The 14,277-nt window shown below is 63.7% G+C and carries 13 protein-coding genes and 1 pseudogene; 11 read left to right on the forward strand and 3 right to left on the reverse strand.

The features are described 5' to 3' along the window. Positions 1 to 132 precede the first annotated feature (132 nt). The 6 genes from BTW08_RS04400 to BTW08_RS04425 are packed head-to-tail and all read left to right on the forward strand — an operon-like array spanning position 133 to position 5,282. Complete coding sequence (locus BTW08_RS04400; RefSeq protein ID WP_246837637.1) at positions 133 to 972, forward strand: DUF3450 domain-containing protein; 840 nt, start codon at positions 133 to 135, stop codon at positions 970 to 972. Next, complete coding sequence (locus BTW08_RS04405; protein ID WP_075561303.1) at positions 969 to 2,372, forward strand: MotA/TolQ/ExbB proton channel family protein; 1,404 nt, start codon at positions 969 to 971, stop codon at positions 2,370 to 2,372. Before BTW08_RS04400 ends, BTW08_RS04405 begins: the two co-directional genes overlap by 4 nt. Further along, a complete protein-coding gene (locus tag BTW08_RS04410) occupies positions 2,356 to 2,889 on the forward strand; it encodes a MotA/TolQ/ExbB proton channel family protein (RefSeq protein WP_110691896.1) in 534 nt (177 codons plus the stop codon). Before BTW08_RS04405 ends, BTW08_RS04410 begins: the two co-directional genes overlap by 17 nt. Further along, the gene (locus BTW08_RS04415; RefSeq protein ID WP_075561304.1) at positions 2,882 to 3,289 is read left to right on the forward strand and encodes a biopolymer transporter ExbD; all 408 of its coding nucleotides are present in this window, start codon (positions 2,882 to 2,884) and stop codon (positions 3,287 to 3,289) included. The genes BTW08_RS04410 and BTW08_RS04415 overlap by 8 nt, the downstream gene beginning before the upstream one ends. After that, a complete protein-coding gene (locus BTW08_RS04420) occupies positions 3,289 to 4,071 on the forward strand; it encodes an energy transducer TonB (protein WP_075561305.1) in 783 nt (260 codons plus the stop codon). The genes BTW08_RS04415 and BTW08_RS04420 overlap by 1 nt, the downstream gene beginning before the upstream one ends. Positions 4,072 to 4,073: 2 nt before the next feature. Beyond that, positions 4,074 to 5,282, forward strand: coding sequence for a hypothetical protein (locus tag BTW08_RS04425; protein WP_083627674.1), 1,209 nt, complete (start codon positions 4,074 to 4,076; stop codon positions 5,280 to 5,282). Between the two features lie 131 nt (positions 5,283 to 5,413). Here the strand turns inward: BTW08_RS04425 and xthA are convergent, their stop codons facing one another. Continuing rightward, positions 5,414 to 6,232, reverse strand: a complete 819-nt coding sequence (gene xthA, locus BTW08_RS04430) for an exodeoxyribonuclease III (RefSeq protein WP_075561306.1) — start codon at positions 6,230 to 6,232, stop codon at positions 5,414 to 5,416. Further along, positions 6,232 to 6,483 carry a hypothetical protein gene (locus tag BTW08_RS04435; protein ID WP_075561307.1) on the reverse strand — a complete coding sequence of 84 codons (252 nt, stop codon included), beginning with the start codon at positions 6,481 to 6,483 and terminating at the stop codon, positions 6,232 to 6,234. Before BTW08_RS04435 ends, xthA begins: the two co-directional genes overlap by 1 nt. Positions 6,484 to 6,998: 515 nt before the next feature. Here BTW08_RS04435 and rhlB point away from each other — a divergent pair. Next, complete coding sequence (gene rhlB, locus BTW08_RS04440; RefSeq protein WP_075561308.1) at positions 6,999 to 8,288, forward strand: ATP-dependent RNA helicase RhlB; 1,290 nt, start codon at positions 6,999 to 7,001, stop codon at positions 8,286 to 8,288. 119 nt (positions 8,289 to 8,407) lie between these two features. Continuing rightward, positions 8,408 to 10,561: an ATP-dependent DNA helicase DinG gene (dinG, locus tag BTW08_RS04445; protein WP_075561309.1), complete on the forward strand. Its 2,154-nt coding sequence runs from the start codon at positions 8,408 to 8,410 to the stop codon at positions 10,559 to 10,561. Positions 10,562 to 10,669: 108 nt separating this feature from the next. On the opposite strand, the gene BTW08_RS04450 is transcribed toward dinG, so the two are convergent. Further along, a complete protein-coding gene (locus tag BTW08_RS04450) occupies positions 10,670 to 11,752 on the reverse strand; it encodes a 3-deoxy-7-phosphoheptulonate synthase (protein WP_075561310.1) in 1,083 nt (360 codons plus the stop codon). A gap of 360 nt (positions 11,753 to 12,112) precedes the next feature. On the opposite strand from BTW08_RS04450, the gene rpoE reads away from it, so the two are divergent. From rpoE to BTW08_RS04465, 3 genes and pseudogenes are all read left to right on the forward strand, one after another. Beyond that, complete coding sequence (gene rpoE / locus BTW08_RS04455) at positions 12,113 to 12,718, forward strand: RNA polymerase sigma factor RpoE (protein ID WP_075561311.1); 606 nt, start codon at positions 12,113 to 12,115, stop codon at positions 12,716 to 12,718. Positions 12,719 to 13,093: 375 nt separating this feature from the next. Next, on the forward strand, positions 13,094 to 13,882 hold the full coding sequence (locus tag BTW08_RS04460) for a sigma-E factor negative regulatory protein (RefSeq protein WP_075561312.1): 789 nt from the start codon (positions 13,094 to 13,096) through the stop codon (positions 13,880 to 13,882). After that, positions 13,882 to 14,277, forward strand: a pseudogene (locus BTW08_RS04465) (hypothetical protein); the annotation flags it as partial. The gene BTW08_RS04460 and the pseudogene BTW08_RS04465, both read left to right, overlap by 1 nt.

Raw genomic sequence — 14,277 nt, forward strand, 5'->3', positions numbered from 1 at the left:
CGAGACGATATCATGCGGATTGATAATTGTTCTTGTTTGTATTAGCGTATCGCATCGAATTCAGCGGCGTTACATCGCCGGTCCGGTGATGCTCGTCACCGGCTGCTGACTGCTCATACGCAAGGAGATAGCGTGGTGCATGATTTCTCGCGCAGGCGAGGCCAGAGGCGTCTGTTGGCGTTCTGCCTCGCCGCCATGAGCCTGGCCGCGGCCGGCCCGGCATCGGCTCAGGACTCGCTCAGCCAGTCCAGCATCCAGGCTCAGCAGACCCAGGCCGAACTTCAAAGCCGTATCGATGAAGCTGACGACGCCACGCGCGACGCGCTGGAGCGTCTGCGTCAGGCCAACCAGCAGGCCGACCGACTGGAGAGTTACAACGCCGAGCTGGCGCCGATCGTCGACAACCAGGCCAAGCGAATCGCTTCCGAGCAAAAGGCACTGGCGCAGATTTCGGTGACGCGTGAAGCGTTGCCGGGGGAGCTGCGCCAGATGGTCGAGCAGTTGCGCGCAATGATCGAGGCGGATATGCCGTTCCTGCGCGACGAGCGTCTGGCACGCGTCGACGATCTGGAGCAGATGCTGGCCCGCGACGACGACTCCCAGGCGGACAAGTTGCAGCGAATCTTTTCCGTGTGGCGCACCGAGCTCGACTACGGCCGCGAGATGGATCAGTGGAGCGGTTCGCTCGACGGTTCCCAGTCCGAAGCGGCAAGCCAGGGTAGCCAAATGGCGCGGGAAGTCGACTATCTGCGTGTAGGACGCACTGGCTGGTACTACGTCACGCCGGACGACCGCGCGGGCGGTGTCTGGAGCGTGGCCAACGGCGAGTGGGAAGCGCTCGACGGCGATCAGATCGACGAGGTTCGCCGCGGCATCCGCATCGCTCAGGATCAGAGCGCGCCAGCGCTGCTGAACCTGCCGGCCTCACTGACCGTCGAGAACGGTCGGGCATCGACGGAGGACCAATCATGAAGCGTCACGCATGGTGGTTGGCAGTGCCTCTCGTCGCCACGCTTCTCACCCCGAGTATTGCCGTTGCCCAGTCCAACGCAGGAAGCGACACGACGCCGTCGATGCAGCAGGTGCTTCAATCCTTTCGCGCCGACAGCCAGGCCGCCGAACAGCGCGACAGCCAGCGGCTCGAGACGTTGCTGGACGACCGCCAGGCGCTGCAGCAGGCCGTTTCCGATGCCGAGCAGCGGCTGCAGCAGGCTCAGGCCCGACGCCAACAGCTGGACGATCGTCAGTCCGCGCAGCAACAGCAGCTGGCGGAACTCCAGCAGCAGCGATCGGATCAGGCCGGGGATATCGGCGAGATTTCCGGCATCGTCAAGCAGCAGGCCGGCGAGTTGCGAGATGCTCTCGGCGAGAGCTGGCTGACCGTGGGCGGTGACGCTCGACTGCCGCCGCGGCTGGACGATCATGGGCTGGTCGATCGACAGACGTTCGATCAGGTACGTCAGGCTCTCGCCGGCCTGGTCGCGGAAAGCGGCCGTGGCGTGCGCTTTCAGGCGCCGGTAGCGGGCAAGGATGGCGATGTCGCCGAGCGCGAGGTAGTGCGCCTGGGTGACACCATCGCCTTCAGCAACGGCGAACTGCTGCAACGCATCGGCGAGGACGGAAGGCTGGCGGTGTACCCGGTAACGCCCGGCGATGCCCGGCAGTCGTTACAGGCCTTTCAGCAAGGTGATGGCAACCAGATCGTGGTCGATCCCACCGATGGCGACGTTCTCGACGCGCTCTCCCGGCAGCCCAGTCTGTGGCAGCGCTTTCAGCAGGGCGGCTATGTCGGCTACGTGATCGTCGCGCTGGGGATCGTCGGTCTGCTGATAGCCCTGGCGCAGTATGTCTATCTCGTGATCGTCAGTGGCCGGATGCGCCGCCAGATGCAGGCGCCGGATACGCTGCAAGACGACAACCCGCTGGGCCGGGTGCTCAAGCGCTTCGCAGCACTGGGGCGCGATCATGCGCCGGAAGCACTGGAGGCTCGGCTCGACGAAGCTCTGCTGGCGGAGCAGCCTCGGCTGGAGCGCGGTCAGCCGATCGTCAAGCTGATCGCCGCAGTGGCGCCGCTGCTGGGTCTGCTGGGTACCGTGACCGGGATGATCGTCACTTTCCAGTCGATCACCGTGTTCGGCACCGGCGATCCGCAGTTGATGGCGGGCGGGATCAGTCAGGCGCTGGTCACCACCGTGCTGGGCCTGATCACGGCCGTGCCGCTGCTGTTCGTCAATACCGCCTTGAGCAGCCGTAGCCGGCGGTTGATCGGTCTGCTGGAAGGCCGGGCCAGCGCCGTGCTCGCCGAGCATCTCGAAGCCGAGACCGCTGCTGCCGCCCACGCCGAGGAGCGCCGTCATGGTGCCCACGCTTGAGCCGATCCGCTGGCTGATCAGTTCCGGCGGCGAAGTGCTGGTATTGATCATGCTGGTGGCAATGGCGTTGTTCGCGATTTCGCTGGAGCGATTGTTCTACTGGCGATTCACCCATCGGCGTGCGCGCCGGGTGCTGATCGACGCCTGGATCCGGCGCCGTGATCACTCGAGCTGGAGCGCGCTGACGCTGCGCGAAGTCTGGACGCGCGAACTGATCGCGCGGCTGCGTCTGCCACTGCCTTGGCTCAAGTTGCTGATCGCTCTCTGCCCGCTGCTGGGACTACTGGGAACGGTGACCGGGATGATTCAGGTTTTCGACAGCCTGGCGCTGACCGAAAGTAGCCAGGCACGGGCCATGGCCGACGGCGTCGCCCAGGCTACGTTGCCGACGTTGTGCGGCATGGCCGTCGCCGTGGTCGGTCTGCTTTTCGTCACTCGTCTGGAACAGATCATTCGGCGCGAGGATCAGCGGTTGCACGACCGTATGGCCCGCGCCGTGGAGGACTCACATGCGTAGGCGCCGGTTGCGGGAAGCCAGTGACGACTCGACCGGTATCGATCTCACGCCGATGCTGGATGTCGTCTTCATCATGCTGATCTTCTTCATCGTCACCACCAGCTTCATCAAGGAGAGTGGCGTCGAGATCGAGCGGCCCGATTCGAGCGAGGCCACGGCGCGGCAGGATACGCAAGTGCTGGTCGCCATCACCGGCGATGGCGCGGTATGGGTCGACGGCGAGGCGGTGGATGCCCACCGCATCGGCGCCCGTGTCGCCCAGCTAATATCCGGTGACGGTAGCGTCGTCGTCCAGGCCGACAAGAACTCGACCACGGGCCTGCTGATTCAGGTCATGGATCGTATTCACCAGGCCGGCGTCGACAACGTGGCCGTTGCCGCCAATCGGGATGCCGGTTGATGCGTAGAGTGGCCGGACTCGCGGGTGGCGCGCTGCTGACGCTGCTGGTGTTCTATCTGCTGGCGCTGCTGGTCGCGCCGCCGGAGCCGGATCGCACCCAGATCGTGACGCCCACCTCGATCTCGATGGTCGATGCGCCGGAGCAGGCGCAGGCACAGCCATCTCCGACCTCGCCGGCATTGCCGACGCCGCCCAGTGCGCCGCCACCGCCGCCCGCGGCGGCCCCCGTTCCGGCGGCGGAAACGCCCAGCCCGGTGGCGATCCCGGAGCCCGAGACGCCGCCGATGGAGACGCCGGATGCGACTCTGGACGCGTCGCTACCCGAGTTGAGCGAGACGCGGCCGGAGCCCCAGCCTGAGCCGGAACCTCAGCCAGAGCCGAAGGCGCAACCGCAACCCGAGCCGCAGCCTACGCAGCAAACCGTGGCGGAAGCGGCGCCACAGCCGCAATCCGAGCCGTCGCAGACGGAGCCCGCGCCGCAGCAGCCGCCGAAAGGCACGCAGGCCTCGCCCCGCGATGTCGGCCAGCTCCAGCCCACCAGCCGGGTCAATCCGTCCTATCCCATGCGTGCACGCCGGCGTGGCATGGAGGGCTACGTCGAGGTGAGTTTCATCATCCAGCCTGACGGGCGTGTCGATACCGGTAGCCTGCGGGTGATCGATGCCGATCCCGCCAATGTCTTCGATCGTGCCGTCGAGGAAGCCGTGTCGCAATGGCAGTTCCCGCCGGCCGATGACGTCAGGCGCGCGACGCAGCGCATCCAGTTCCAGTTGGAGGGCTGAGGATGAGTTCGACGGTGGTCCGTGATCTGCGCAAGCGATGCCTGACACTGATGGCCGCGGGCCTGATCGGCTTCGGCGGCGTTCCGTCGGCCCAGGCGGAAGGGCCGGCGCTGCGTCCGGACATGATTCAGACGCTGCACTCGATGCAGTCGCAGCTCGAGGCCGGCGACGATGCTGCCGTGGCCTCGCGTGCCGCGGCTTCGGCCTCGCGGCTGCAAGGAGGGAATGCCGCCGACCGCTGGGCGCGCGCGCTGTTCCTGCAGTTGGCCGCGTCGGCCAATGCCCGGCAGGGCAACGATAGCCTGGCGGCGGATCAGTTGGCCGAGGCGCGCGGCACCGACGAGGTTCCCGATGCCCGCCGGCTGGCCTGGTTGCGCCAGGAAGCACAGCTTCGGCTGAGTGCCGGTCAGACGGAACAAGGCGCGGATCGACTGACGCAGTGGGTCGAACGAAGCGGCGGCGACGACACCTCTCGTTGGCTGCTGGTACAGGCGCGGGCCTCGCTGAGGGAGTGGTCGGCCGCGGCCAATTCGCTCGATCGCCTCCGCGAATCCGGCGCCGAGGGGTGGAGCTCCTCACAGCAGCAATTGGCGAGCACGGTCTACCAGCAGACAGGTCGGTTCGACGACGCTTTGGCGCTGCTCGGCGACGATGCGAGTTCGCCGGACGTCTGGCGACGAGCGGCGGGGCTGGCGCAACAGGCGGGAGGTGACGGCCGCGCTGCCGCGATCTGGGAGAGCGGCTGGCGTCGTGGGGCGTTGACCTCGCGCGACGATCTGCTGCAGCTGGCCAAATTGCATATCGCCGGGGGGACGCCGGCACGAGCCGCCGAGTATCTGCAGCGCTGGCTGGATGACGGCCGGCTGGAATCCAGCCCCGCGACGCTGCGCTTGACCGCCCAGGCCTGGACTGCGGCTCGCGATCATGCTCAGGCGCTGACGGCGTGGCGCAAGCTTGCCGAACGGAGCGGTCGCGCAGAAGATTGGCAGCAACTCGCCGAGCTCGCCTACGTTTGGGGCGAATGGCAAACGACGCTGGATGCGTTCTCGGCATTGAGAGAGGTAGGCGGCGACATGTCCGGGCGGGATTGGCTGCTGCAAGGCATCGCCACGGTGCAGCTGGACGATCAGGACGCGGCACGCGATGCGTTCCGCCGGGCCAAAGCCGCGGGTGTCGATCAGGCGCAGCAGTGGCTGGATTCGCTGGGTTAGGGAGTGTGCCCTCTCGAGCAGGCCACGAACCGCAACGGCGACGTCTGGGATTCCCAGGCGTCGCCGTTTTGGTTCAGCGAGTTCGTGGCGTCGCTGTGCTTGTCGATCGACTCGGCTTGGGCCAAATCACCTCAATCCAGCGCGAACTCGGTCCACACCGGGGCATGGTCGGAAGGCCGTTCCATGGCGCGCAGGTCGTAGTCGATACCCGAGTGGCGCGTGGCGCGGGCCAGCGGTTTGGTAACCAGGATGTAGTCGATGCGCAGGCCGCGCTTGGGTTCGCGATCGAAGCCCTTGGAGCGGTAGTCGAACCAGCTGAAAGTGTCGCTGTCATCGGGGTGGCAGCGTCGATAGCTATCTTCGAGACCCCACGCCTTGAGACGTTCGAGCCATTCCCGCTCTTCCGGCTGAAAGCTGGTCTTGCCCTCGCGTAGCCAGCGCTTGCGGTTATCTTCACCGATCCCGATGTCGATATCGGCCGGCGAGATATTGAAATCCCCCATGATCGCCACGCGCTCGGAAGGCTCGTGCTGCGTCTCCAGCAAAGCATTGAGCCCGGCGTAGAACGCCCGCTTGTTGGGGTACTTGGTCGGGTGCGCGATATTCTCGCCCTGAGGGAAGTAGCCGTTCCAGACCGTCAATGGCGCACCGTCTTCCATCTTCAGCGTCACCCCGATCAGCCGACGCTGCGCTTCCTCGCCGTCATCGGGCAGCCCGTAATGCACGGATTCCGGTGCCACTCTGGTCAGCATTGCCACACCGTAATGGCCCTTCTGGCCGTGGAAATGGACGTGATAGCCCATCGCTTCGACTGCCTCGCGTGGGAATTCGCTGTCCTGGACCTTGGTTTCCTGAAGACCGATGACGTCCGGCGCGTGAGTCTCGATCAAGGCGGCGAGCTGGTGCAGCCGGGCGCGGATACCGTTGATGTTGAAGGAAACCAGGCGCATCAGTCGGAGTCCCCATTCTTCGAAGCGTCGCTGTCGGTTTTGGAGGCGTGCAGCGGTAGCGGCGGGGCACTCTGGCGCTGACGCTTGCGCTCGGCCTGGAGTTTTCGCTGCTGAGTCTTCTTGTCGACGTAACGGCGGGACGGGGCCACCGCGTCGGGGTTGTCATGGCGCCAGCGGCGGTAGTCCTTGCGCTTTCCGGTACGAATCGTCACCTTGTCGGCCAGCGACTTGGTCTTCTTTCTGCGAGTCATGCGCGCGACCTATAGCGGTTTCCATCGAACGATTTCCATCGACAGTCTCGACAACGCAACGCCGAGACATGGCGTCGCGAAATGAGACATCGGGACATTACCGCGTATTCTAACAGCCAGCGATGCAGGTGCCAGCGCTTAACGACCGCGCTCGCCGCCCCCTCGACGTTCGATAGCGCCCGAGCGCCTGACAAGCCGGCGATTGGCAGGGCGACGAGACGTTGGTCGGCTGGGTGAGGAGACGTTGATCGACTGGGCTCGCGACGTTAGCGGGCTGGGCTGATATAATGCCCCCGGCTCGCGCTGGGCTCAGCCCCTGCGAAGTCGTCAATCGTCGCGTCGAGGTATCGTCTAGAAGCACTGCTTGGCATTAGATGTCTAGCACTACCTAACCTAGAAGTACCCTCCTGGAGGGCGTGAACGCCTGTCCCGCCGCGCCGATATCGGCGTCGTCGAACAGGGCGCCAGCCGTCGCGAGTCAAACCGTCAATCGATTTCGGACATTCGTCATTACTATGAGTGAGTCTGACAACACCCAGCCCCCGGCAGAGAATCGCAGACCCAAGCGGCGTCGGCGCAAGCCACGCAAATCCCAGTCCCGTAACGCTTCCGGCTGGTCGCTGAAGCAGTTTCAGGTCGAGCCTGTTGCCGGGCGCTGGCGGTTCCATGACTTCGACCTGCCGACGCCGCTGATGCGGGCGATCCAGGCCGAGGGCTTCGAGTACTGCACGCCGATTCAGGCCGAAGCGCTGATGCACACGCTGCTCGGCGGCGATGTGGTCGGCAAGGCGCAGACCGGAACCGGCAAGACGGCCGCGTTCCTGATCTCCATGCTGGCCTATTTTCTCGAAGAGGAGGCGCCGGACGGCCAGAAGCCGGGGACGCCGCGCGCGCTGATCGTCGCGCCGACCCGCGAACTGGCCCTGCAGATCGAAAAGGATGCCAAGGCGCTGGCGCGGTTCACGTCGCTGAACGTGGCGAGCGTCGTCGGTGGCATGGACTACCAGAAGCAGCGCGATCAGTTGAGCAAGAATCTGGACGTGCTGGTGGCAACGCCGGGCCGACTGCTCGATTTCCAGCAGAAGCGGGATATCGACCTGTCTCAGGTGGAAGTGCTGGTGCTGGATGAAGCCGACCGGATGCTGTCGATGGGCTTCATTCCCGACGTCAAGCGCATCATTCGCTACACGCCCAAGCCAGTGGAGCGTCAGACCTTCCTGTTCTCGGCGACCTTCACGCCGGACATCCTCGGTCTTTCCGAGCAGTGGACCCAGAACCCGGCTCACGTCGAGATCGAGGTGACCCACGACAACGCGGCCAACATCGATCAGCGTGTCTATCTGGTCAGTGACAGTGACAAGCGCAAGCTGCTGTTCAATCTGGTCAACCAGGAGGCGATGGAGCGGGTCATCGTGTTCGCCAACCGTCGCGATCTCGTCCGTGAGCTGGATCAGCTACTGCGTGAACAGGGTATCAATGTGGCGATGCTTTCCGGCGACGTGCCGCAGAGTCAGCGCATCAAGACGCTGGAGCGTTTCCGTGAAGGTGAAGTGAACGTGCTGGTGGCGACCGATGTCGCCGGGCGTGGCATCCACATCGAAGATGTCAGCCACGTGATCAACTTCACGCTGCCGGAAGACCCGGAAGACTACGTTCATCGTATCGGCCGTACCGGACGGGCCGGCGCCCAGGGCGTATCGATCAGTTTCGTCGGCGAGGAAGATGCGTTCTCATTGCCCGAGATCGAGAACTACATCAACGGCAAGCTGCCCTGCGAGCATCCGCCCGAATCGATGCGGCCTTGAGCCGATGCCGCCCTGAGCGGCTGACATCCAGGGCGGCGCAGATCCCTTTGGCTGTTCTCCGGTAATCGCCCACCTCGGTGGGCGATCCTTTCCCGATACCATTCCGCTCCGGAACGCGCATGCTCGACGAACCCCTCAAGCAACAGATTCAAGAGGCTTACCGGCGCGTGCTCGAGGGGCTGGAGCTCACGCCGCGCTACGGTCAGCGCCTGATGATCGCGGAAATCGCGCGGACGCTGGCGTCCATCGAGCAGGACGAGCAAGGTCGGAGAACCTCCCACGAGCACGTCTGTGTGCTGGAAGCCGGCACCGGAACCGGCAAGACGCTCGCCTATCTATTGTCGGCACTGCCCGTGGCCAAGGCCCGCGGCAAGCGTCTTGTCATCGCCACCGCCACGGTGGCGCTCCAGGAGCAGGTTCTGAATCAGGATCTGCCGATGCTCAAGGCGCACAGCGGCCTCGACTTCGAATACGCGCTGGCCAAGGGGCGGGGGCGTTACCTCTGCGTGGCCAAGCTGGACCAGGCGCTGGAAGGGGCCGAACCCAATCCGACGCTGTCGCTGTTCGAGCAGACTATCGCCACGGATGCCGGGGGAGATTTCCCTCAGCTGATTCAGGAGATGGCCGATACCTATGCGTCGGGGAACTGGGAAGGGGACCGTGACAGCTGGCCGGTCGCCATCGACGATCGCGACTGGCGGCGGCTGACGGTGGATCATCGTCAATGTACCAATCGCCGCTGCGGTCATTTCGGCGCCTGCGCCTATTTTCGTTCGCGCCGGCATCTCGAGCAGGCCGATATCATCGTTGCCAACCATGATCTGGTGCTGGCAGATCTGGCGCTGGGCGGCGGCATGGTGTTGCCATCGCCCAAGGACTGCATCTACGTCTTCGATGAAGGACACCATCTGCCGGACAAGGCGCTGGATCATTTCTATCATCGCTTCGGGATCAACGCCACGCTGCGCTGGTTGCGAACGTTGAAGAAATCGCTGACCGAATTGAACACCGCGCTGGGCGCTCAGCCCACCTTGGCACGACTGCTGGCCAGCTTTCCCGAGCGGATAGCGGCGCTGGAGCCCCGGCTCGGCGACGCCTATGCCATGGGTCATCAGATCGCCGGGCTGAGTGCCGGTGCCGGCGATGAAACGCAGAACTTCCGCTTCCCCAACGGCCGCGCTCCCGAGCCGCTGGTCGAGCTCGCTCAGCAACTGGTCATACCGTTCGCCGAACTCTCGCGGGATCTGGAGACGATGAGCGACATCCTGCGCGAGAGCCTCGATCCGGATAAATCCACCGGGCTCCCGCGGGAGCAGGCGGAACCCTGGCTGCCATTGACGGCGCTGCTCCACGGCCGCGCCCTCGAGGCGCACGCGCTGTGGTCGGCCATGGCCAAGCCCGATCCGGCCGGACAGGCGCCACAGGCGCGCTGGTTGACGTTCCAGAGTTTCGGCGGTGAGCCGGAGCTTACGTTTTCCGCCAGTCCGGTATCGGCGGCGGAGACGTTGGCGCGTCATCTCTGGGGGAGCTGCTACGGGGCGGTGGTCACTTCGGCGACACTGACGGCGCTCAACCGCTTCGAACGCCTGCAGGAGCGCGCCGGACTGGCCAATCGCTACCGCTATCAGCGCCTGCCGAGTCCGTTCGACTACTCCCGTGCGACGCTCAGCGTGCCGCGCGAGGCGGTCGAACCTGGCGATGCCATGGCCCACGACCGCTCCATTGTGCAGTTCATCGAAGGCCTGGCCGACGACGAAGCGGTGCTAGTGCTGTTTTCGTCGCGCAAACAGCTGCGCAGCGTGGCGGATGCGCTACCGGAGCCGTGGGCATCGCGGCTGCTTTCCCAGGATCGACTGCCCAAACGTGAACTGCTGGAGCGTCACCGCGTCGCCGTCGATGCCGAAAAGGGGAGTCTGATCTTTGGCCTGGCGAGCTTTGCCGAGGGCATCGATCTACCCGGTCGTTACCTGACCCACGTGGTGATTACCCGGCTGCCGTTCTCGGTGCCGGACGATCCCGTCGGTGCGACGCTCGCCGAATGGATCGAAAGCCAGGGCGGCAATCCGTTCATGCGAATTTCGGTGCCGGATGCGTCGATCAAGCTGGTGCAGGCGTGTGGACGATTGATTCGTAAGGAGGACGATAGCGGGCGTATCTCGTTGCTGGACCGGCGCGTGCTGACGCGCCGCTACGGCAAGGCGTTGCTGGATGCGCTGCCGCCGTTCCGACGCCAGATCGAGGGCGTCGACATGGGAGACCCGGTCAGGTCCTGAATCTCGATGTCGCGTCATGTCGTCTCGAATGAAAAAACGCCCGATGCTGGTTCGCAGCATCGGGCGTTTTTCTGGATCGTGTTCGCTTTGGCGGGATTCGCTTACGAATCAGTCCTCGTCCTGCTGGCGCGCCTTGAGCGGTGACTTCAACTGCTCTGCCATCTGGGTCAGTGTGCGTTCGGTGGTCGGCCAGTCGATGCAGGCGTCGGTGATCGAGACGCCATATTCGAGCTGACTGCGATCTTCCGGAACCTTCTGGCTACCCCAGCCGATGTTCGACTCGATCATCAGGCCGATGACCGAACGGTTGCCATCGAGAATCTGATGGGTCACGTTTTCCATGACCAGCGGCTGCAGCGCCGGGTCCTTGTTGGAATTGGCGTGAGAGCAGTCGACCATGAGATTGGCCTTCAGGCCGGCCTTGTGCAGCTCCTGCTCGGCCAGCGTGACGCTGACGCTGTCGTAGTTGGGCTTGCCGTTGCCGCCGCGCAGCACTACATGGCCATAGGCGTTGCCGCGAGTGCGAATTACGGCAACCTGGCCGGACTGGTCGATACCCAGGAAGTTGTGCGGGCTGGCCACCGACTGCAAGGCGTTGACTGCCACATCCAGGCTGCCATCGGTGCCGTTCTTGAACCCGACGGGCCCGGACAGGCCGGAGGCCATCTCGCGATGAGTCTGGGATTCCGTGGTGCGTGCGCCCACGGCCGACCAGCTGATGCAGTCCTGCAGATATTGCGGCGAGATCGGGTCCAGCGCCTCGGTGGCCAGCGGCAGCCCGATCTCGGCCAGATCCACCAGCAGACGACGAGCGATGTGCAGGCCCTCTTCGATCTCGAACGAGTCGTTAAGGTGCGGGTCGTTGATCAAGCCTTTCCAGCCGACCGTGGTGCGGGGCTTCTCGAAGTAGACGCGCATCACGATATAGAGGCTGTCGCTGACGGCATCGGCAAGCTTGCGAAGACGTCTGGCGTAGTCGCGAGCGGCATCCGGGTCGTGGATCGAACACGGGCCGATGACTACCAGCAGACGTGGATCTTCACGATCCAGAATACGCTGGATGGTCTGGCGCCCTTCGATGACCGTGCGCTCGGCGGATTCCGTGAGCGGAATGTTCTGCTTCAACGCTTCCGGGGTAATCAGGACATCCTGGGAAAGAACGTTGAGATTGTTGACCTGCTGTTCCGACATGCTGGGGCCCGTTGACTCTGATTAGTGACTGCGCGTGAAGCGCGTACTATGGAGGCTGCGAGGTGTAAAAATCAACTTTCGGGCTGTCGTCGAGCCGCGAGACCGGGTCGAATTTCAGGAAATCGAGCCCGGAATGATAGTTTGATGGGGCAGGATAAAACCCAAACGCCGGGGCAGCTTCGCGTGCTAATCCAGCGTTTCTGTTATAAGTTGCACGCCTGTCATTGAATCGCGAGCTCGAGGGCTCCAGGTTGGATCATGAGCGTATTGTTTCCTAGTCACCACACTTGTCACCGCCGCGCTGTCACTCGACTTCCGCTTCCGCCGTTTTCCGTCCCCCACTGTACGGGGAGGGTCTGAATGGGTGTCCGAGAGACCGACCAACAGCTCGTCGAACGCGCGCAGAAAGGAGATAGCCGAGCTTTCGATCTCCTGGTCAAGAAGTATCAGCACAAGATCCTCGGCTTGATCAGCCGTTATGTTCAGGATCATTCCGAAGTTCAGGACGTTGCCCAGGAAGCTTTCATCAAGGCCTATCGTGCGTTGGGAAGCTTCCGCGCCGAGAGTGCCTTCTATACCTGGATGTATCGAATCGCCATCAATACGGCGAAGAATTATCTGGTATCGCGGGGGCGTCGTCCGCCCGGCAGCGATCTCGACATCAGTGATGCCGAAATCGTCGATCAGAGTGGACGACTATCGGATATCGAATCCCCTGAGGCGGCGATTGCCCGTGACCAGCTCGAAGCGGCGGTGTTCGAGGCGATCGATAAGCTGCCCGACGATCTGCGTACCGCGATCACCCTGCGTGAGTTCGATGGGCTCTCCTACGAAGATATCGCCACGATCATGGAGTGCCCGGTGGGTACCGTGCGCTCGCGGATATTTCGGGCCCGTGAAGCCGTCGATAAACATATCGAGCCGCTGCTGGAACATGGTACCGGCAATGCGGTCAATGATTCGTGAATGATGTAGAGGTGCTCATGCGCGGATGGTTCGGCGGGAGGCGCGTCGCGTCCGGTGAGGGATTCATCGGTCTTCGTTGGAAGTTGGCGACGGTCAGCGAATGAAAGATGAATCGAAAATGAACTGTCGTCAATTTTTGTCGTCGTAGTAAGGGCAGATGATAGCCAAGGCAGGGCAGATGATAGCCAAGGCAGCGCAGGTGATGGCCAAGGCGTCGTCGACCGGGGCTCCCGGTCACGATGAGCCGGTGACACAGAGGTTGAGCTTGCGTGTCTCGAAAGGCGCAGATCGAGCTGACGGCCTCCCAATGTCATTCTGAACGTTGCCGTCATTCAACACGTGGCGAGCCGCAAGGCCGAGTGTGAGGGTGTAATCATGAAACAGGTGCACGAGTCTTTTTCCGCACTGATGGATAACGAAGCCGATGAATTCGACCTGAGACGAGTTCTCAAGACGATGGGTACGGCCTCGCAAGAGGGCGACACCTGGCGTCGATATCATCTGGCTCGAAGCATGATGCGACGTGAGCGCGATGCGATCGTCGACATCGATATTTCCCGCGATGTGATGGCTGCCATTGCCGACGAGCCGCAGCCGATTCGGGAATCCGGTAGCGAACCGACGAAGCGCCATTCGTTCTCGATGATGAGTGGAGCCGCCGTTGCGGCCGCGGTATCGCTGATGGTGATCACCGGCGTTCAGGTCTACAACAGTCAGTTTGGCGGTGGCACCACGGCCTCGCCGGACGTCGCGTCCAGCAGTGGAGCGGCTTCGTCGGCAGGGGCACAGCCTTCGCTGGCCTCGGAAGAGATGTCAGGCGGGCAGGGTGGTGCGATGCAGGCTTCCATGCAGGCGCCCATCTCCAATGGCCTGCCGTATGCGCTGGGTGGCGCTGGCAGCTTTGGCAGTGGCAATCTGGGTAACGGCGGTAACAGCGGGTTGATGACCGTCGGCGAGCAGGTCATGCAGCCGATGTTCATGTCCCCCAGCACGCGCCAGTCGCCCAATATCGACAGAGAGCAGGCGCAGACACTGCAGTCCTATCTCGAGCGTCATTCTGTCGGGGCCGCCTACAGCACCGGCGACAACTGGATGCCATTGCTGCGCACGCCGGGTGGCCTGTCCGCCCAGATCGACGGCGCCGGAGCCACGGACGCGCGTTGATGTTCCGGATCTCCCCTCGGGCCCCTTGGGCCGCGGTATTCGCCGTAGTGGCAGCGTCGGCTGCCATGCCGGCGTCATCGCTTGCCGATGATAGAACCGGCCAGGAAACCTTCGACTGCGGTAATCTTGGCGCGGGTAGCGACAGTGATGTCTCCCCCGATGCGTTGTTTCAGCGCAGTCTCTGGGCCAGCCACTGCTACAACTTCGGAGCGCGTGCCGTCCGCATCAGCTTCGATGGTGTCAGAACGCTGGCGCTGACCCACAGCGTCGAAGACGGGGTCGAGACCGAGTCCGCCAGATTCCTTGATGGCCCGCCCATCGCTGTGGAAAAGCGAGGCAGCGTAGGCCAGGGCTCGAAAAAGAGCGCCCTGGGCTTCTCGGCCGGCGTCGCACCC

Source organism: Salinicola sp. MH3R3-1 (assembly GCF_001937155.1).
Taxonomy (GTDB): Bacteria; Pseudomonadota; Gammaproteobacteria; order Pseudomonadales; family Halomonadaceae; genus Salinicola; species Salinicola halophyticus.

Excerpts from the sequence above, each read along its gene's own strand:
- BTW08_RS04405 (WP_075561303.1), top strand. The coding sequence starts at position 969 with ATGAAGCGTCACGCATGGTGGTTGGCAGTGCCTCTCGTCGCCACGCTT.
- BTW08_RS04410 (WP_110691896.1), top strand. The coding sequence starts at position 2,356 with ATGGTGCCCACGCTTGAGCCGATCCGCTGGCTGATCAGTTCCGGCGGC.
- BTW08_RS04415 (WP_075561304.1), top strand. The coding sequence starts at position 2,882 with ATGCGTAGGCGCCGGTTGCGGGAAGCCAGTGACGACTCGACCGGTATC.
- BTW08_RS04420 (WP_075561305.1), top strand. The coding sequence starts at position 3,289 with ATGCGTAGAGTGGCCGGACTCGCGGGTGGCGCGCTGCTGACGCTGCTG.
- BTW08_RS04425 (WP_083627674.1), top strand. The coding sequence starts at position 4,074 with ATGAGTTCGACGGTGGTCCGTGATCTGCGCAAGCGATGCCTGACACTG.
- xthA (WP_075561306.1), bottom strand. The coding sequence starts at position 6,232 with ATGCGCCTGGTTTCCTTCAACATCAACGGTATCCGCGCCCGGCTGCAC.
- BTW08_RS04435 (WP_075561307.1), bottom strand. The coding sequence starts at position 6,483 with ATGACTCGCAGAAAGAAGACCAAGTCGCTGGCCGACAAGGTGACGATT.
- rhlB (WP_075561308.1), top strand. The coding sequence starts at position 6,999 with ATGAGTGAGTCTGACAACACCCAGCCCCCGGCAGAGAATCGCAGACCC.
- dinG (WP_075561309.1), top strand. The coding sequence starts at position 8,408 with ATGCTCGACGAACCCCTCAAGCAACAGATTCAAGAGGCTTACCGGCGC.
- BTW08_RS04450 (WP_075561310.1), bottom strand. The coding sequence starts at position 11,752 with ATGTCGGAACAGCAGGTCAACAATCTCAACGTTCTTTCCCAGGATGTC.
- rpoE (WP_075561311.1), top strand. The coding sequence starts at position 12,113 with ATGGGTGTCCGAGAGACCGACCAACAGCTCGTCGAACGCGCGCAGAAA.
- BTW08_RS04460 (WP_075561312.1), top strand. The coding sequence starts at position 13,094 with ATGAAACAGGTGCACGAGTCTTTTTCCGCACTGATGGATAACGAAGCC.